Raw genomic sequence first — 17,123 nt, forward strand, 5'->3', positions numbered from 1 at the left:
AAGGGTGTGGTTCTTTACTAACTAATGCGATTAAAGTGTGTGAACAGCTACCAGAGGGCTTCGGGAGAAATGCTTGTCGCTCAAGGGCCAATTAAAGATGACACCCACCTTTAATTGCTTGATGCCAAAGGCCGTGTCACGACAACTACCTACCCTGATGGGAGTACAACAAGCACTGAATACGATGTATTCGGTAATGAACTGGTGCAAGTGGATGACAAAATAACATGGCCACGCATCTTAACTAGCTTAATAACCACATCATGACTAAACTTTAATCAGTTTTGGTTTTCTATCAAAAGGTGGTTTTATGGCAGTTCCGCGTCGAAATCAGGTGAGTTTGGTTGATACGCCTTTTTACCACTGTATTTCCCGTTGCGTCCGTCTCGCGTTTTTATGCGGTGAAGATAAGGTCACAGGCAAGTCTTACGAGCATCGTCGCGCTTGGGTTGAAGAAAAACTTCTGCAACTTGCCAAAGTATTCTGCATTGATATTTGTGCTTATGCTGTCATGAGCAATCACACGCATATAGTACTGCATGTTGATGAAAGGAAAGCGAAGCGCCTTACTCAAAAAGCGGTCATTATTCGTTGGCACAAACTCTTTAAAGGCAACTTACTTACGCAAAAATACCTCAGAGGCGATAAACTCGACCCAGCACAACTCATTACCCTAAACGATATGACGAATGCATTTCGTAAACGACTCATGGACATTAGTTGGTTCATGCGTGTACTTAACGAAGACATAGCCAGAAAAGCCAATTTTGAAGATAACTGCACAGGTCGCTTCTGGGAAGGGAGATTTAAATCGCAAGCACTCCTTGATGAAGCCGCACTTGCTGCCTGCATGGCGTATGTAGATTTAAACCCAATACGTGCAAAAATAGCCAACACACCTGAAAAATCAGACCACACCAGTATTCAACAACGTATTAAAGCAGCGCTAAATGGTGAGCAACCTAAACCGCTTATGAAGTTTATTGGTAATCCACGAAAACACATGCCAAAAGGCTTACCATTTGAATTAAATAGTTATCTAGAACTCGTTGAGCTCACAGGGCGCATTATGCGAGAGGATAAACGCGGTGCAATTCCAATTGATGCACTCCCGTTACTCAATCGATTATCTATCAGCCCCGAAAACTGGCTCAAACTCACCACCCAGTTTACAAAATCATTTCATGGTGCAGTGGGTAAACCTGCCATGATGGCAGCGTACTGTGAACACTTAGAGAAAAAACGACGACCCAATGTGAGCAATGCTCGGGCATTGTTGGCATAAATCGCAAAGCCCACCATCTTTCAAAGTACATTCAACAGGGTTTAAACGAAGCCCAAAGTACTGCCGCGTTTTTTTTGGTAAAAACTGCTAATCACCCATTCTAATAAGTCAAAACACACAAAGTTACAGCTCAAAACTCAGATTAAGTTTTAAATTCTAGCTATGTATAAATTAGCGTGTATTACTTTTAAAGTGGGTGGCATTATTACTTCAGTTATTACTTCACCGCCATTATTACTTCACCGCCTTATTACTTCACCGTTTTCAGATGAAGTTCAAAAGGAATATGACCTATCGAAAGAGCGTGTTCAAGATGCTAATTACAAAAGAGACTTAGAGATCGCCAGATTGAAACGATCTCTGTGAATCACACAGTTTAAGTAATCGTAGTTATAAATTTGCAATAACCTTAGTTCCAATAGTTATTACAAGATTTCGTTTGACTTAGATTGTTATAAATCTAACTTTACTGTTACGTTACGATTTGAAGACCTACTTGCCTCAATATAACTACTTTTAGCGAATTTGTTACTTAGTGGAACTGATCTGTATCGCACTAAATTAAGCGTCATATTGCAATCATTTGATGTTCGTGAATCTTGATTAATCTCGTATGTTTTATTTGAAAGAGCAACAAGCTCATGGGTTGGAAAGGTGTAATCGCCATTATCATCAATATCATAATTTTTTTGTTCTTTTATGTAGGTATAATCTTGGCAAAAAAACTGTGTCTCTAATTCCATTTGAGTGTCACGCCAATAAGGTAAACTCCACTGTAATGGAATCGATTGATTTTCATAAAATACATCATCTAGAGTAGGAGAGGAGAGCATGACTCTTTCTACCATCTCTACACGCATTGGGATTTTTGAGCCATCTAAACGGTGAAATGTAATTGTAAAGGTGCCTATTTCTCCACTTGTTGGTATCCTGGCAGTATAACGAAAATCAGACCAAACACCCCTTAAGCTGAAAATTGGCCAAACTGCTTCTCCAATTTCTCTTTCTTCAAGTCTTACTTCTTTTTCTCCATCGAAGCTTGCTGTTAAATACTCTCCATCGCTTAAATAAATTTCAGGTTTTAGCGTGCTATCTTCCCGCATTACTACGTTTATATAAGCAGAAGATTCATTATCTTCTTCTGTTTCATACACATATGCTTTCATATAAATATGTTTGGTACTAACACTTGTTGAATCAGTATTTCCACATCCCGTTAATAAAAAGATCAGTAATGCAGTTAATGTTAAATTTGATTTCATAAATGGTAAAAATTAGTTAATAGAGGCCTTTCTATATTAACAAATTAGCTGAAACATATGCATTGTTGTTTATATATTTTTACAATACCATTTTGATATGTGTTCAATTACGCTTGGATGTATTTTTAATCAAATTGTTACTCCTTTGTCACTTCAAAATCACTTAATAGTAATACGTTAGCTATAAAGTTTTATCTGGTCTAGACCAAATTAAAAGTCAAACTAACAGGAATTACTATGAAAACAAAAAACATGTCGTGCAGTTACCCAATAAAGCAAATCGCGAAAGTGTCGTTGTTGATTGCTGGTGTGGCAATGTCCACTTCTGTCTTAGCAAAAACACATTCATTGCTGATAGCCGTTGATGGGTTACGTGGCGACGGTATTGAAAATGCGCATACTCCTAATCTTGATAACTTGATTAGTGGAAATTGGGCGAATGGCTATAACACCGCATTTGCACATTATGCGCAAACTATGAAGGACGCAGCGCCAAACAGTGGTCCTAATCATGTGGGTATTATGACAGGGGTTACATCAAGTAAAAGTGGTGTTACAGGTAATAATGATGTGGCAGGAGGCAATTATGCCACGTACCCACATTATTTAACCTTATTAGAGCAAGCAAACCCAACACTTAACACTGCGTATTTGGTGACTTGGAGCACCGATATGCAAATTACCAATAGCGCAGACGTAAAAATAGATGCAGATGATGCAACGAATACACAAAATGCGGTTGATATCATTAATGGCACCTTTAAAGCGTCAAATTGGCAGCACGGGACTAATGTCGATGCATTATTTCTATTTCTCGATGACGTAGACGGTGCAGGGCATGCATGTTGTTTTGCGGCGTCAGATGACGGTTATATTAATGAAATAAACGATGTTGATAGTCAAATTGGTCGCATATTGGCTGCAATTAAAAGTCGTCCTAATTTTGACAGTGAAGATTGGCAAATTGTTCTGACATCTGATCACGGTGGACGTGGTTCATCGCACGGTATTCATGCAGCAGATAACTATACTATTCCATTTTTAGTGTCATCTAAAACCGCTAAACAAGGGTATTTAGCGGGCGTTCCTCATAATTATGATGCAGCGCCTACAGTACTCACTCATCACGGTTTAGCTGTGCCGGAAAATATGGATGGTGTTGTGCAGGGGAACTTAGTGCGTGTTGTTAACGATAATGGCATAAAGCAAGACCTAAAAACCTATTTACCATTTGATGGCAATTATCTTGATGCATCAGGCAATGCGCTTCACGCTCAAGTAGGCGGCGGCACACCAAATGTGCAAGCAGGTGGTAAGTTTGGTCAATATGTAAAGTTAAACGACGGCCAAGAATACCTGACACTAGGAAAACCAACAGAACTGGATTTTCGCACAGATACAAACTTTACCTTGATGACCTGGTTTAGAGTGAGTGGCGACCAAGCCGGTGACCCAGTGATTGTTGGCAATAAAAATTGGGTAAGTGGGGCCAATCGCGGCACATTATTACTCGCTAACGAAGGTAATGGCGATGACTTTGGAATTAATTTAGCGTCATCAGGTGCCGACAGAAAAGACATCGTTCCAATAGATTACAGCTTTAATGGCTGGTGGTTACTGGTTGCAACGTTTGACCGAAATGGTGTTGCCACTATGTACGCTGGAAGTCCAACTGGGGAGCTTAATATTATTGCTGGTGATATTGCTAATGTGGGTGATATTAATTCAGAGCTAAACTGGAATATTGGGCAAGATGGTACCGGTAGCTATACCTATAGTTTAAAAGCCGATTTGGATGATTTTGCCGTGTGGCGCCGTGCGCTTAGTCTTGATGAAGTGCGCACTATTTATAACAAAGGGCAAGGTACTGAACTAAACACCTTACTTAACAATGTGCAAAATAGATATTTAACACAGCAATCAAATATTAAGGTCGGTCAAAACTTGCCTTTGGTGATCATAACCGAAGTTAACGGCGAAACGTGTGGTTTGGAATGGGATAACAACCGCTTTTTTAATGAGCGTAATGCGAAATGGGATTGTACCGGCAATGCCGATCCAATGACGTTTACAGTTACGGGCATCATTAACGATGGCAAGAAATTAATAGCTGATGGTTATTTAGTCGCCAATGGTAATAAAGGCGCGTTTGAATGGGATTCGTCTAAGCATGCTAATGAACGCAATGCAAAATTTGATGAAAACTCATCTGGTGACTTAATCTCAATTTGGCTGGTGAATGAAAGTAATCAAACACGTATAGTCAACGAAGCAAGCGGCCAAATATGTGGCTTGGAGTGGGATGCATCTAAACTTAGTAATGAGCGAAATGCCAAGTGGGATTGTACACCAAATATGGACACATTTCGTATTGAACTACTCTAGTTAACACCAACCCATTCCCACTTTGGTAATGTTTTATTGATTTATTACTGTGCATTATTACGCGCTATTGACGCAGTAAGTTATGTTGTAGTCATCGATATACAAGGTGTTTTAATTATCACTGCTTATTACATTTATTTACACAATGGTTTGAATTAGAAAAGAAAACCACCGTATTATTGGCATCTATTTTATTTAAAAGGACTTTCTTTTGAACAAGCTGATTGTCATAAGCACGGTATTATCAAGTATTGTGCTTGCAGGCTGTGAATCGACGCCTGAAGTAAAACCACGTATGGCGCGATTTAATAGCTCCGAAGTTAATAGCCAACCTTTCCATTTTAACATTACCGCGGGCTCTGATAGCTCAAACCAAATTGCCATAAATAAAAATAAAAAGAGCGAGCGAGATAATACACTGCGTTTCTCAGCAGCGATGACACTAGGAAAAGGTTTAGAAGCACGTTTTGTTGATAACGGTGAAAATCAAGTTAGCTTAAAATATCAAATGCTAGGCGCACCGCTTGAAGAGAAAAAAGCGGGTAACTTGTCGTTAGCTGGCAGCCTTGGTTATATTTGGGATAAACGCAGCGAAAGTGCTACAAAGCAATACAATGATTGGTCAATGGAACACAAAAGTTACGACTTGTCGCTGATTGCGGGATATCGCTTAAATCGCCAAGCGTTGTTGTACGGTAGTGTGTTTTATCAAAATGGTGATGTAGAGGGTAAATATTATCTAATCGAACACTATGATGTGGCGCAAAATAAAACCATTAATAAGGGCTGTGGCTGGGATAAAACCTGTGTAGGGTCTTACTTTTCAGACAAAGGTAATGCGTATGGCTTAAGTTTGGCATTAGAGTATGAATTGTTAACTTGGCTCGCAGTCACCGGAGAAATTGTGCATCATCGTGCCGATTGGTTTGAACGCACTAATAATGAGACCGGCGCTCATTTAAATGTAGAGTTTAGGTTTTAAAAAGGCTGCAGATGCAGCCTTTTGTACATGATTAACGCTGAAAGTAGCTTTCTAAATCGTCTGAGCCACCAATGTGCTTACCACCAATAAAGACTTGTGGTACGGTTTCTCGCCCCGACATAGCTTTTAAGCTTGTTAACGTTGCGTCTTTACCCAATACAATTTCTTCATAATTAAAACCATGCTTATCGAGTAAGCGTTTTGCATTTTGGCAATATGGGCAATTAGGTTTCGTAAATAATGCAACAGGCTTTGGTTTAACCGCATTAGGGTTAATGTAATCAAGCATGGTATCGGCGTCTGATACTTCAAACGGGTCGCCGTCTACTTCTGGCTCAATAAACATTTTTTCAATTACGCCATCTTTTACCAGCATTGAGTAGCGCCAACTGCGCTTACCAAAGCCAATCGCGCTTTTGTCAACAAGCATGCCCATGCCGTGCGTAAATTCACCTGTACCGTCTGGAATTAAGCGAATATTGTCAGCTTCTTGGTCATCTGCCCATGCTGACATAACAAAGCTATCGTTAACCGATACACACAAAATATCGTCTACGCCATTAGCTTTAAAGGTATTGGCAAGTTCGTTAAAGCGTGGCAAATGGGTTGATGAACAAGTTGGTGTAAATGCGCCCGGTAGTGAAAATACCACCACAGTTTTGCCTTTAAATAAGTCATCTGTTGTTACTGTTTGCCATTCGTTGTTAGCAAAAATTGGTAAAGTGACTTGTGGTACTGATTGTCCTGAAATATCTTTCAACATGGTACGCCCTTCTAAAATCTGTATTTTTAAACTGAGCTTAGTATGCCAATTAACTAACTTAAGCTCTAATGGATTAAATGGGTGTAATTAATCTATTTAATCGATGATTTGATTTTAATTTACTTAAGCTAAAACCTTAACGACGTTAATTCTAGCTAAACACCACATGATTTATAACAGCGATTGATGTAAGCCACTAAGTTAGGCTTTTGCTCAATCGCTGCTTTTATTGGCGTTTCAAGTTTTCCATTTAGTAAATTGGTCAATGTTGCATAGGCAGCGCAGTCATATTGGGTCATGTAATCAGATACAAAGTAAGGTTTTTCTCCCAATAAGTTTGCCAAATGTACTACTGCTTCAATTGCAAAATCATATATTTGCGTTCTTGAATGCCGCCCAAGTCCTTGCGTATAAATGCTTTTAATTAAGTTCTTTCTTACTAAATTTGGTACAAAGAGTTTGAGAATTCCGGGCATTTCTGAAAATAACTCGGCTTTAGTCGTCGGCCAAAACGCGTCATCAACCCAGCGGCTGTAAACTAAGCACCAATACAACTTCTCTTCAATTAATTCTTTAATCAAATAACCGAGTGCATGCTGCTCGTCGCTCAGTGAAGCATCAAGTTGCGCTGTTTGATCTAATTGCGCGAGAATAATATTTGAATCGGCAACTAATTCATTGTTGATCAATGCCACGGGAAACTTCTTTTTTGGCATTTTTTCTGAATCAATACGATATTTGACTTGGTATTCTATCTTGGCCAATTTGCAGTAAGCTTCAAGCTTTAGCGCAAATGGGCTTGCGTTGGTAAGGCCAAAAGCGGGCGGAAATTCGTAGAGTGTTATCATAATTACTGTCCTTGCTGTTTATAGGGTTTGTAGATCTTTGCTGTTCTACTTTTGTTCTTTTTGAACGTGCTTTTATCGCGGCGCTCGATGTGTGGCCTAGCAATCTAAGCGAATGAGAAAAGTGCGCTCAAAAGAACCGTTCGGCAGCGCTTGATTGGGTTTTCTACTGTGTTATCGGCTGACTCACATAGAATAACGATGCCACGCAGCCTCTGCCTTGTATAAAACCCAATAAAGCTGCTGTAAAAACGAACTTGAAAAATCAACAGACCCTAATAATAATGATTTGTTTGTCAGGGAGTGTCAGTAGTGATGTTTATGTATATTTAATGACAAGACTAACTGATAACGCTTCAAAAATCTTTAAAATCATGATTGAATTAAGCAAAAAAGCAAACACTACTTATGTCTGACATTATTTTACTGATTGAAAATAACGCACAAATTGCTTTAAGCCTGATTATTGTGCTGATTTTTATTATTCTTTTTAAACAGCATCAACAAAAGGAGAATGCGGTCACGAATAATATAGCAGGGCATGCACACCTAAAATTATTCGAAATAACGGCTAAGCAACTACTGGTATTTCAAACGTTATTGGGCGAAATGATTTTTCGTCATAAATCTGCAATCGCTGAGCAGTTAGATGCAGCGTCAAAAGCTTTTTTAGAAGATACAAACGCAGCGATAGAGCTAAATAATCCAAATAAAGAGCTTCAGCTCAAAAAAGAATTTCAGGCACTTATCTGCAATACTCGGCAGACGGTTCAAGATGACCAATTAAAAATAAGCTTGGCGGTTAAACAAATAGAAATGCTGGCGTCAAATGATCTCACTGTGTGTGTGTTTAATATTCAAAGTAAAGTGACTGCAATGTTGTTGCATACCGATGCATACCTAAATCATTTATCGAACATCGCTGAAAGCCCGTTTGATTCGCGTTTGCAAACAAAGTTAGCGCTAAGTGATGATGACCAAACTGTGCTTTTAGCATTAATTGATGAATTAAATGCACAGTTTAAGCAAGAGAAAAAACGTCTGCTAGCGAATAAGTAAGGGATATGGGGCTGCCATGTGCTTTGTAAACGACTGAATTAAAATAACTCGACAAAACACATGGGCCCGTACTAAATTGTACATTCAAAGTTTAAAGTAAAGACTTAAACCACAAGGTCAATTTGTTGTAATAAACCGACTTGCCCGTTATTACTCAAATAAAATCCCGACTGACGGACGGCGCCTTTGAGTTCTCCGTCGTTACGAATATTAAGCGGCGTTTGGACGTGTTGTAGCCCTATGGCGCCAATATTTGCCTCACTTAGCGATATAAGCTTGTCTTCATTCTCATTTTTAACCCATATATGTAGCGACTGAAAAATACTGTCGTTTTCATCAATAAACCCGTTTGTGTCGTCATCGTATTGGCTAAGGTCGTTAAAGCCGTTACCACTTAGTGCACCAAAAAGCTCGTTGCCATTATCAATTTTGCCATTGTTGTTTCGATCAAGTGCTAAATAGCCAAACCCTTTGTCAAGATGTGCTATTTTATCTTGTTCACCATCCGCGTCGATATCAAAGCCGTGTTCACTAGCGCTTAATGAAACCGGCTTGTTAGTAAAACTAATCACGAGTGGGTCTTTCATATTTATGGTTTCAATTGACCGTTGATACTCGGTATGAGTTTGATCAAACGCCAACTTGAACTCAAACCTGATCTCCCGACCACTTTCAAGCTTGAGCTCTCCCGCAAGCTTTAGGTCGTTACTTTGATGTTCATGGTTTAGTCGTTCAACGATAAATTCGATAGGGCCGTCTGGTTGACTCGTGGCTGCTTCTACCGGTTGGCTCGCGTCAGGCTGCTTGACTTCGTTTTTGTCGAACCAATCAATTTCTTTGCCGGTAAGCTCTTGAATAAGTAATTTTAGAATATGAATTTTAGCATCGTCTTCGAGTGAAATATCATCTAAAGAATGTTCTACCTTCTCTACACTTGGTGCGCGTGGCGGGGTGATGGGAGTTTCTCGCCGCTCTGATTCAAATTCACTGACATACGTGTTTTCAAGTTTTACATTTGCGCTTTCAATTTTCATGTGTCATCCAATTACAATTATCCATAACTTGTCATCGGCAGTGAAAATTTAAAGTTGAGTGTTTTTTGAACATAAAAACCAAGCCTTCGTTTATTAAAAGTACAATGTGGTTAAAAATGTGAACACAAATGTTTCGATGTATTTAAGATGTCGAATTATTTCTATTGATACTTTAATTTTTGAAATTAGTGTGGATTAACATTTTATTTTGAGAGGTTTAATTTCAAAAATGACTTGTTAATATAAAAAGTTAAGAATACATCTCGATATTGCATTATAATAATTAGAGTACTAAGCAAATTCACTGACTTATGCAAAATAAAACAAACGTTCTAAATAAAGCGGTTTTTTTACCTGCGTCTTTTGTTATATCGGTTCTTTTGATTGTGGCGATTATGGCGCCAGAATTTTCCAACGAACTATATAACTCATTGCAATCAACCATAGTTACCAACGGTGGTTGGTTCTACATATTGGCGGTTGCCATAATCCTCGGTTTTGTATTGTATTTGAGTTTATCGCGCTTTGGCTCGGTGAAACTCGGGCCGGATCACTCGACGCCAGATTATAAGTTATCAACATGGATAGCTATGCTGTTTGCAGCGGGTATGGGCATAGGTTTGATGTTTTTCGGTGTGGCTGAGCCGATTATGCACTATGTATCGCCACCAACCGCTGAAGTCAACTCCCTTGATGCAATTAGAGAAGCGATGAAAATAACCTTTTTCCATTGGGGTTTTCATGCATGGGGCATATACGCCATTGTGGCCTTGGTGCTTGCGTATTTTAGTTATCGTCATCGTTTACCGCTAACGCTTCGTTCTGCTTTACACCCAATTATTGGCGATAAGATTTATGGCTGGCAAGGGCACGTAGTTGATGTGTTTGCAGTAGTTAGTACGGTATTTGGCGTGGCCACATCGCTTGGATTGGGAGCAAGCCAAGTAAATTCAGGGCTGAACTATTTATTTGATATCGATGTAAACGTGCTTAACCAAGTGCTCATTATGCTTGCAATTACTGCACTTGCGTCTATTTCAGTAGCAACAGGACTTGATAAGGGCATTAAGATTTTGTCTGAAACTAATATGTTGCTTGCCATTGCCTTGTTGATTTTTATTTTTGTACTTGGGCCTTCGGTATTCCTACTACAGGCTTATGTGCAAAATGTAGGTCAATATTTGTCTGAAATTGTCTCGAATACATTTAATTTGTTTGCCTATGAAAAGAAAAGCTGGATTGGTGGCTGGACCATTTTTTATTGGGGTTGGTGGCTTGCTTGGGCACCGTTTGTTGGATTGTTCATAGCCCGCATTTCAAAAGGGCGCACCATTCGTGAATTTATATTAGGTGTAATGGTTGTACCGACGGCGTTTACACTATTATGGATGACCATTTTTGGTAACAGTGCAATTTACCTTGTTGTAGAGCAAGGTTATGTGTCGTTGATGGAGATGGTAAGTAATGACTCGGCCGTTGCTCTGTTTGTGTTTTTAGAAGCCTTCCCATGGAGTGCATTCTTAACCGGGCTTTCGATATTAATGATTGTTATTTTCTTTGTAACGTCATGCGATTCAGGCGCAATGGTAATTAATATGCTGTGTTCAAATGGTGAGGATGATACACCGCTTTGGCAACGCTTGTATTGGGCTATCGGCGTTGGCGTAGTGGCTGCGGTGTTAAGCTTAGTGGGGGGCTTAAACGCATTACAAACCATGACAATTGCCAGTGCGTTACCCTTTGCCATAGTGTTGCTATTTGCGTGCTTTGGCTTAGTTAAAGCACTGCAAATTGAAGCTGCAAAGATGGACAGTTTACAAATGAACATAACGCCGACAAATCATTATGTTGATGGCGAAGACTGGCAAGAAAAACTCAATAATATTGTGTCAACTCCTGACAAAAAGAACACAGCTGATTTTATTAATAAAGTCGTAAAGCGGGCGTTTAAGGCGTTGAAAAATCAATTCGAACTTAATGATATTCAGACTGAGATTATAGTTAAGGATTCAGGGCTTATTTTAAAAGTGTATCATGGCGACGAACATGACTTTGTTTACGGTGTTCATAAGAAAAAACACGTGCAACCGAGTTTTAACAGCGACGAAGATGATGAATGTTATTATCGCGCAGAGGTGCATTTAGTAGAAGGTGGTCAAGACTACGACATTATGGGATGGTCACAGAATGCGGTTATTAACGATGTAATTGATCAATACCAAAAGCATATGCACTTTTTACATTTGTTGCGCGATGAGACGGTTACCGTAAGCAATAGCTAATTGAAATGGGGCGAACTCTGTGTCGCCCTTTTTTATGTATTCTGGCTAAATGTTGCTTGATATTTTGCTATTTCGTATCTTATGAATGAGAGCGCAGCTTTTATTTTAAACTAACAAGACGACTTTCGATGCTGCCCACAACAGCGATAAAATTTGGTGCGGTTGGTAATTATTCTACTCGCTACCAAATTAGCTATTTGAAAGGACTTATATTGATTTGAATTTTACAAACCTTACGTCTGTAATCTGATAAACTGCGTGGTGCTTATTTATATAACTGATTTCCCATCTTAATGATCTTATTTGTAATATTATTTTGCCTAGTAATAGCCGGTTTAGTGTGGTTAAAATTATTGCCGTTTTGGCTCGTCCCTACATACACCGTGATGAGTGTTTTCACCTTTATTGTTTATGGTATTGATAAGTACAAAGCAAAAAAAGATAAAGTGCGAGTCCCAGAATCGACGCTTCATATTTATGATGTGTTAGGTGGCTGGTTAGGTGCTGTATTTGCGCAAGCGTTTTTTAGGCATAAAACACTAAAACAACCGTTTCGAAAATGGTTTTTGCTGACAATTAGTGTAAATATTTTGTGTGTTGCAGTGCTGGCGTTACTACCTGTTTTAACCGATTTTAATGGCTAACACGCTATTACAGTACCACAATTTTAGCAGTTGAATGCGCGTGAGTTGTTTAATCCGGTTTTATGATTATAACCGTCTCAATAGAGTTAAATGCGAAACACGCTAATTTTATCAATCAACGTAACAGAGGGTTTTAAATGTTACAAATTTCAAATTCAGTCAGTATTGCCGATTGGGAGCTTGAGTTAACAGCGATTCGCTCACAAGGCAGTGGTGGGCAAAATGTAAATAAAGTGGCAACTGCAATTCACCTACGATTTGATATTAAACGCAGCACCTTGCCACAAATTTATAAGGAAAAGCTATTAGCCCTAAATGACAGCCGCATTACTAATGATGGGGTTATTGTTATTAAATCGCAATCATTTAGAACTCAAGAGTTAAACAAACAAGATGCCCTGGACAGGCTTAAAACGCTTATTCAATCGGCGATGGTTGTGCAAAAAAAACGCAGGGCAACAAAACCGACAAAAAGCTCTCAACGAAAGCGGCTAGACAGTAAGAAAAAACACAGTCATACAAAAGCGCTGAGAGGAAAAATTAGATAATTTACTGTTTTAGTATAAAAAATGCGCTAACGATACGTTTTATTCAATTTTATACTTGAAAAATCCCCAATTTAGTCTATTTATGTAAATAGTATGTTAGACATATTTACATAATAATTAACTAAGTTGCTAGGGAAATTATGAAAATTAAAGCGCTACGTAAGGCAATACTACTTGCCTGCTCATCAACACTCGTCTCAACCATGTCTTATTCTGCAATAGCAGAAGAAAATAACACCGAAGAGGTTAAAAAAGACGTCGAAAAAATCGCCGTAGTAGGTACACGCTCTGCACCACGTTCAATCGCCGATTCACCTGTACCGATTGATATTATTGGTGGCGATGATCTAGAAAAGCATGGTTCGTCTGACATGCTAGAGCTACTTGTAAGCCAAGTTCCTTCATTTAATGTGCGTCAACAGCCTATCAGTGATGCCGCAACGTTAATTCGTCCTGTTAATCTTCGTGGTTTATCGTCTGACAGTACTTTGGTACTTGTTAATGGTAAACGACGTCACCGTGCATCGGTTATTGCATTCCAAGGTGGTGGTGTGAATGATGGTGCACAAGGACCTGATATCTCGGTAATTCCAAGCATTGCGTTAAAACAAGTTGAAGTGCTTCGTGACGGTGCTGCAGCGCAATACGGTTCAGATGCCATCGCAGGCGTAATGAACTTTGTGTTAAAAGATTCAGCCGAAGGTGGCAGTATCACAGTTAAATACGGTGAGTATTTTGAAGGTGACGGCGACACAACCACAATTGAGGGTAACATTGGCATGCCTTTTACCGATGACGGCTTTGCTAACTTGTCTTTCGCATTAAAAAATGCTGATGCGACAAGCCGCTCAGTTCAGCGTCCAGACGCTGGAGGTCTCGCTGACGCAGGTAACACTTACATCAATGATCCTGCGCAAGTATGGGGTAACCCAGAAATCGAAGACGACTTGTCAGTTTTTGGTAACGTGGGCCTTGATTTAGGTAATGATAAAGAATTCTACATGTTTGGTAACTATTCTGAACGTGATGCAACAGGTGGCTTTTATTATCGTAATCCACATAACCGCAGTAATGTTTATTCAAACGATGGCGGCGAAACTTTGCTAATAGGTGATATTGGTCAAGCAAATGGCGGTCCTAGAACATGTGCTGTTGTACCGGCAAACGTACCGAATGTACTTGATACACAAGCATATAAAGATATGGTTGCTGATCCTAACTGTTTCTCAATGAACATGATTTTCCCTGGTGGTTACACGCCGCAATTTGCTGGCAACATCGTTGATACATCGCTTACCATGGGTGTTGAAGGCGAGATTAGTGGTGGCTGGTTAGATGAAGTTTATTTTGATTTAAGCGGCTCAGTTGGTCGAAATGCAGCGGATTTCTACCTTTATAACTCGCTTAACCCATCACTTGGTTTAGACACGCCAGTGGACTTTGATACGGGTAAATATATTCAACTTGAAAAGACATTTAACTTTGATTTAGTTAAATCACTTGAAGTTGGTCTGGACGATCCTCTAAACCTTGCCGGTGGTTTTGAATTTAGAGAAGAATCGTTTGAAATAGTGTCAGGTGAAGAAGCATCTTGGAAAGCCGGACCTTACGCAGACCAAGGCTTTAATATTGGTTCACATGGCTTTAAAGGCTTTGGTCCTGAATCTCAAGGAACTAATACTCGTCGTAACTGGGCGGCATATGTTGACGCTGAAGCGTATTTGACGGAAAGCTTGCTATTTGGCGCAGCACTTCGTTACGAAGATTATAATACCTTTGGTGATACAGCGAACTACAAATTAACATTGCAATATGCTATTTCAGATGATTGGCAGGTTCGTGGTTCAACAAGTACCGGCTTTAGAGCACCGACCGTTGGTCAGGCAAATGTTGTAAACACGGCAACATCACTTGTAGGCGGTGAATTAATTCAAAGTTTCTTAGCGCCGCCAACAGATCCACTTTCTGCATTTTATGGTGGTAAAGAGCTGACACCAGAAGAGTCAACAAGTTATGCATTAGGTACCGTATACGAATATGATGACTTCTTCTTAACAGTAGATTACTACAACATTGAAGTAACAGATCGTATCGCGCAGTCTAGTCAAATTACAGTACGTGAAGAAGATTATGCTGAACTTAGAGCGCTTGGTGTACAAAACCCAGAGTTAATCTCGGCTGTTACCTACTTTGCAAATGACTTTGATACTACAACACAAGGTGTTGATATTGTTGCTAACTACTCTGCAGATTTACTCAATGGCGCAACAAAATTTGCGTTAGCGTATAACTGGAATGAAACAACGGTTGACGCGTTTAACCCTGCAACCACAAGCGACGGTAAAGTAAAACGTTTAGAAGAAGGCATGCCTCAGCACCGTGCTACGTTCACAATTACCCAAAACTGGGATGATATTAGCATGTTTGTGCGCGCTAACTACTTCGGCGAATACTTCGCAGTGCATGCCGATGATGATTGTTTAGACGGTTGTTGGAATGAAATTGCGGATTCATCATTTACCTTTGATGCGGAAGTGAGCTATTTCATTAATGAGAGCTTTAAAGCAGCGGTTGGTGCGAACAACATTTTCGACCAAGAAGCACAAAAACTACCAACTGCTTCGTATGGCGTACTAGGTGCTAAATATTACGAAAGTGGTCCGTACGACTACAACGGTGGTTTCTACTACGTGAAATTAAGCTATATGTTTTAATATATAAGTTATATAACGTCAAAGCCCAGCCAAGTTGCTGGGCTTTTTTATAGCGGGTCTTCTTGCTGAGTGCAGTTATATAAAATATCACTCCACTTTATCGCTTCATAATAAAACGCTGGTAAATCTGCTTGATCGAGTTTTAGTTTATTACACTGTGATTCTATTTTCTGCCAATTACCAGATTCATAACTAAGCACTAGTTCAAGAATATTTCGATTGAGATTTTCTTGACCAATTAATGCATCACTAATGTCTTTTCCAAGTGGAAGCTGCTTGATAATTACGTCCATAGAGCGATCGAAAATGGCGTCTAATAATGAGAAAAGACCAACCAAGAATGATTTACTTTTTAAACTTGGCGCGATTTTTTGCGCAATGACATCGCAAAATTTGGCTCTAATAGTCGACATGCGAATTAGCTCGTGGGGCTTGTCTTTAGCAAAGTGTGCGGTAACAACTAGATTCAAAAAACGCTTCGCGTTTTGGTCGCCAAGGTAAATCAAACCTTGTTTAATTGAGTTAATTTCTTCGCGAGTAGGAAACAGACCCGAATTGATAAAGCGTAGTAATTTATAGCAAAGCGCTGCATCTTGCTCAACCAGATTAGCGATTTTGTCGTAATTGAGCTCTTCTTTTACAAGTTCGGTATAAAGCAACACCACAGTTTGTGAGTGGCTTACCATATCTTGCTGTTCAATTAATTGTGGGCGACATAAAAAGTATCCTTGAAAGTAATCGAAGCCAAGTTGTTTGGCAAGTTCGAAATCTTCATGAGTTTCAATTTTTGTCGCCATTAGTTTGAGGTTTTTCTGTTGCTTTAACTTATTAATATCAGCAATTACCGTGTTTAACGGCGTTCTACTAATATCAAATTTCGCCAAACGGCATAAATTGCAATAAGGTTGCCAGTCAAAATCGGGAGTGTAGGAATCAAGTGCAAGCACATAGTTTTTGTGAAATAAGCTACGGCATGCTTCATACACTTCTTGATTAGGCGCGAAGTCTGTCATTAACTCAACAATAAAATCGTTGCTTGGTAATAGCTCAGGCTGCTTTTGCAATATACCAAGATGTGGAAACTTAATTAGCGCTTTTTTCCCCGAGGTTAAGCGCCGTAACCCGATAATAAATTGACTATCGGCGATAAGTTTTGAGGTGGCAATAACCGGGTCTATGGTAGGAAATGAATTAGCGCGGCTATTACGAAATAGCAGCTCATAAGCGACTAATCTTTTTTTGTGATTTAATACTGCTTGACGTGCTGTGTAAATTTTCAATTTATTTTTAAAATTAGCGATTTACCTTTCAATTTAGCTT

The 17,123-nt window shown here is 39.4% G+C and carries 13 protein-coding genes; 8 read left to right on the forward strand and 5 right to left on the reverse strand.

Annotated features, from left to right (window positions below; all coding sequences use genetic code 11):
• Window positions 1-310 precede the first annotated feature (310 nt).
• On the forward strand, window positions 311-1,285 hold the full coding sequence (locus tag AN214_RS07410) for a hypothetical protein (RefSeq protein WP_054979132.1): 975 nt from the start codon (window positions 311-313) through the stop codon (window positions 1,283-1,285).
• Between the two features lie 452 nt (window positions 1,286-1,737).
• Here the strand turns inward: AN214_RS07410 and AN214_RS07415 are convergent, their stop codons facing one another.
• Window positions 1,738-2,547: a hypothetical protein gene (locus tag AN214_RS07415; protein WP_054979133.1), complete on the reverse strand. Its 810-nt coding sequence runs from the start codon at window positions 2,545-2,547 to the stop codon at window positions 1,738-1,740.
• Between the two features lie 237 nt (window positions 2,548-2,784).
• Here AN214_RS07415 and AN214_RS07420 point away from each other — a divergent pair, with 237 nt between their 5' ends.
• Together AN214_RS07420 and AN214_RS07425 are read left to right on the forward strand one after the other, a co-directional pair.
• The gene (locus AN214_RS07420; RefSeq protein ID WP_054979134.1) at window positions 2,785-4,932 is read left to right on the forward strand and encodes an alkaline phosphatase family protein; all 2,148 of its coding nucleotides are present in this window, start codon (window positions 2,785-2,787) and stop codon (window positions 4,930-4,932) included.
• 211 nt (window positions 4,933-5,143) lie between these two features.
• Window positions 5,144-5,914, forward strand: coding sequence for a hypothetical protein (locus AN214_RS07425; protein WP_054979135.1), 771 nt, complete (start codon window positions 5,144-5,146; stop codon window positions 5,912-5,914).
• 31 nt (window positions 5,915-5,945) lie between these two features.
• Here the strand turns inward: AN214_RS07425 and AN214_RS07430 are convergent, their stop codons facing one another.
• A complete protein-coding gene (locus AN214_RS07430; protein WP_054979136.1) occupies window positions 5,946-6,677 on the reverse strand; it encodes a glutathione peroxidase in 732 nt (243 codons plus the stop codon).
• Between the two features lie 155 nt (window positions 6,678-6,832).
• On the reverse strand, window positions 6,833-7,525 hold the full coding sequence (locus AN214_RS07435) for a glutathione S-transferase family protein (RefSeq protein WP_054979137.1): 693 nt from the start codon (window positions 7,523-7,525) through the stop codon (window positions 6,833-6,835).
• Between the two features lie 405 nt (window positions 7,526-7,930).
• Here AN214_RS07435 and AN214_RS07440 point away from each other — a divergent pair, with 405 nt between their 5' ends.
• Entirely contained in the window at window positions 7,931-8,581 is a 651-nt protein-coding gene (locus AN214_RS07440) for a hypothetical protein (RefSeq protein WP_054979138.1), read from the forward strand.
• A gap of 104 nt (window positions 8,582-8,685) precedes the next feature.
• Here the strand turns inward: AN214_RS07440 and AN214_RS07445 are convergent, their stop codons facing one another.
• Window positions 8,686-9,615 carry a hypothetical protein gene (locus AN214_RS07445; protein ID WP_054979139.1) on the reverse strand — a complete coding sequence of 310 codons (930 nt, stop codon included), beginning with the start codon at window positions 9,613-9,615 and terminating at the stop codon, window positions 8,686-8,688.
• Between the two features lie 311 nt (window positions 9,616-9,926).
• On the opposite strand from AN214_RS07445, the gene betT reads away from it, so the two are divergent.
• The 4 genes from betT (at window position 9,927) to AN214_RS07465 (ending at window position 15,803) form a co-directional block, all read left to right on the forward strand.
• Window positions 9,927-11,897 carry a choline BCCT transporter BetT gene (gene betT, locus AN214_RS07450; RefSeq protein WP_054979140.1) on the forward strand — a complete coding sequence of 657 codons (1,971 nt, stop codon included), beginning with the start codon at window positions 9,927-9,929 and terminating at the stop codon, window positions 11,895-11,897.
• A 338-nt stretch (window positions 11,898-12,235) separates the two neighbouring features.
• Window positions 12,236-12,541 carry a DUF1294 domain-containing protein gene (locus AN214_RS07455; RefSeq protein WP_161805666.1) on the forward strand — a complete coding sequence of 102 codons (306 nt, stop codon included), beginning with the start codon at window positions 12,236-12,238 and terminating at the stop codon, window positions 12,539-12,541.
• Between the two features lie 137 nt (window positions 12,542-12,678).
• Window positions 12,679-13,089 carry an alternative ribosome rescue aminoacyl-tRNA hydrolase ArfB gene (gene arfB, locus AN214_RS07460; RefSeq protein ID WP_054979142.1) on the forward strand — a complete coding sequence of 137 codons (411 nt, stop codon included), beginning with the start codon at window positions 12,679-12,681 and terminating at the stop codon, window positions 13,087-13,089.
• A gap of 140 nt (window positions 13,090-13,229) precedes the next feature.
• The gene (locus AN214_RS07465; protein WP_054979143.1) at window positions 13,230-15,803 is read left to right on the forward strand and encodes a TonB-dependent siderophore receptor; all 2,574 of its coding nucleotides are present in this window, start codon (window positions 13,230-13,232) and stop codon (window positions 15,801-15,803) included.
• A 47-nt stretch (window positions 15,804-15,850) separates the two neighbouring features.
• Here AN214_RS07465 and AN214_RS07470 read toward each other — a convergent pair whose 3' ends face one another.
• The gene (locus AN214_RS07470) at window positions 15,851-17,083 is read right to left on the reverse strand and encodes an EAL and HDOD domain-containing protein (RefSeq protein WP_054979144.1); all 1,233 of its coding nucleotides are present in this window, start codon (window positions 17,081-17,083) and stop codon (window positions 15,851-15,853) included.
• Between the last annotated feature and the right edge of the window lie 40 nt (window positions 17,084-17,123).

The sequence above is a fragment of the Pseudoalteromonas sp. P1-9 genome (genome assembly GCF_001399975.1).
Lineage (GTDB): Bacteria > Pseudomonadota > Gammaproteobacteria > Enterobacterales > Alteromonadaceae > Pseudoalteromonas.

What these genes read in the sequence shown, in the direction of transcription:
- betT (WP_054979140.1), top strand. Translation starts at nt 9,927, where the DNA reads ATGCAAAATAAAACAAACGTTCTAAATAAAGCGGTTTTTTTACCTGCG.
- AN214_RS07440 (WP_054979138.1), top strand. Translation starts at nt 7,931, where the DNA reads ATGTCTGACATTATTTTACTGATTGAAAATAACGCACAAATTGCTTTA.
- AN214_RS07465 (WP_054979143.1), top strand. Translation starts at nt 13,230, where the DNA reads ATGAAAATTAAAGCGCTACGTAAGGCAATACTACTTGCCTGCTCATCA.
- AN214_RS07430 (WP_054979136.1), bottom strand. Translation starts at nt 6,677, where the DNA reads ATGTTGAAAGATATTTCAGGACAATCAGTACCACAAGTCACTTTACCA.
- AN214_RS07445 (WP_054979139.1), bottom strand. Translation starts at nt 9,615, where the DNA reads ATGAAAATTGAAAGCGCAAATGTAAAACTTGAAAACACGTATGTCAGT.
- AN214_RS07410 (WP_054979132.1), top strand. Translation starts at nt 311, where the DNA reads ATGGCAGTTCCGCGTCGAAATCAGGTGAGTTTGGTTGATACGCCTTTT.
- AN214_RS07415 (WP_054979133.1), bottom strand. Translation starts at nt 2,547, where the DNA reads ATGAAATCAAATTTAACATTAACTGCATTACTGATCTTTTTATTAACG.
- AN214_RS07420 (WP_054979134.1), top strand. Translation starts at nt 2,785, where the DNA reads ATGAAAACAAAAAACATGTCGTGCAGTTACCCAATAAAGCAAATCGCG.
- AN214_RS07435 (WP_054979137.1), bottom strand. Translation starts at nt 7,525, where the DNA reads ATGATAACACTCTACGAATTTCCGCCCGCTTTTGGCCTTACCAACGCA.
- arfB (WP_054979142.1), top strand. Translation starts at nt 12,679, where the DNA reads ATGTTACAAATTTCAAATTCAGTCAGTATTGCCGATTGGGAGCTTGAG.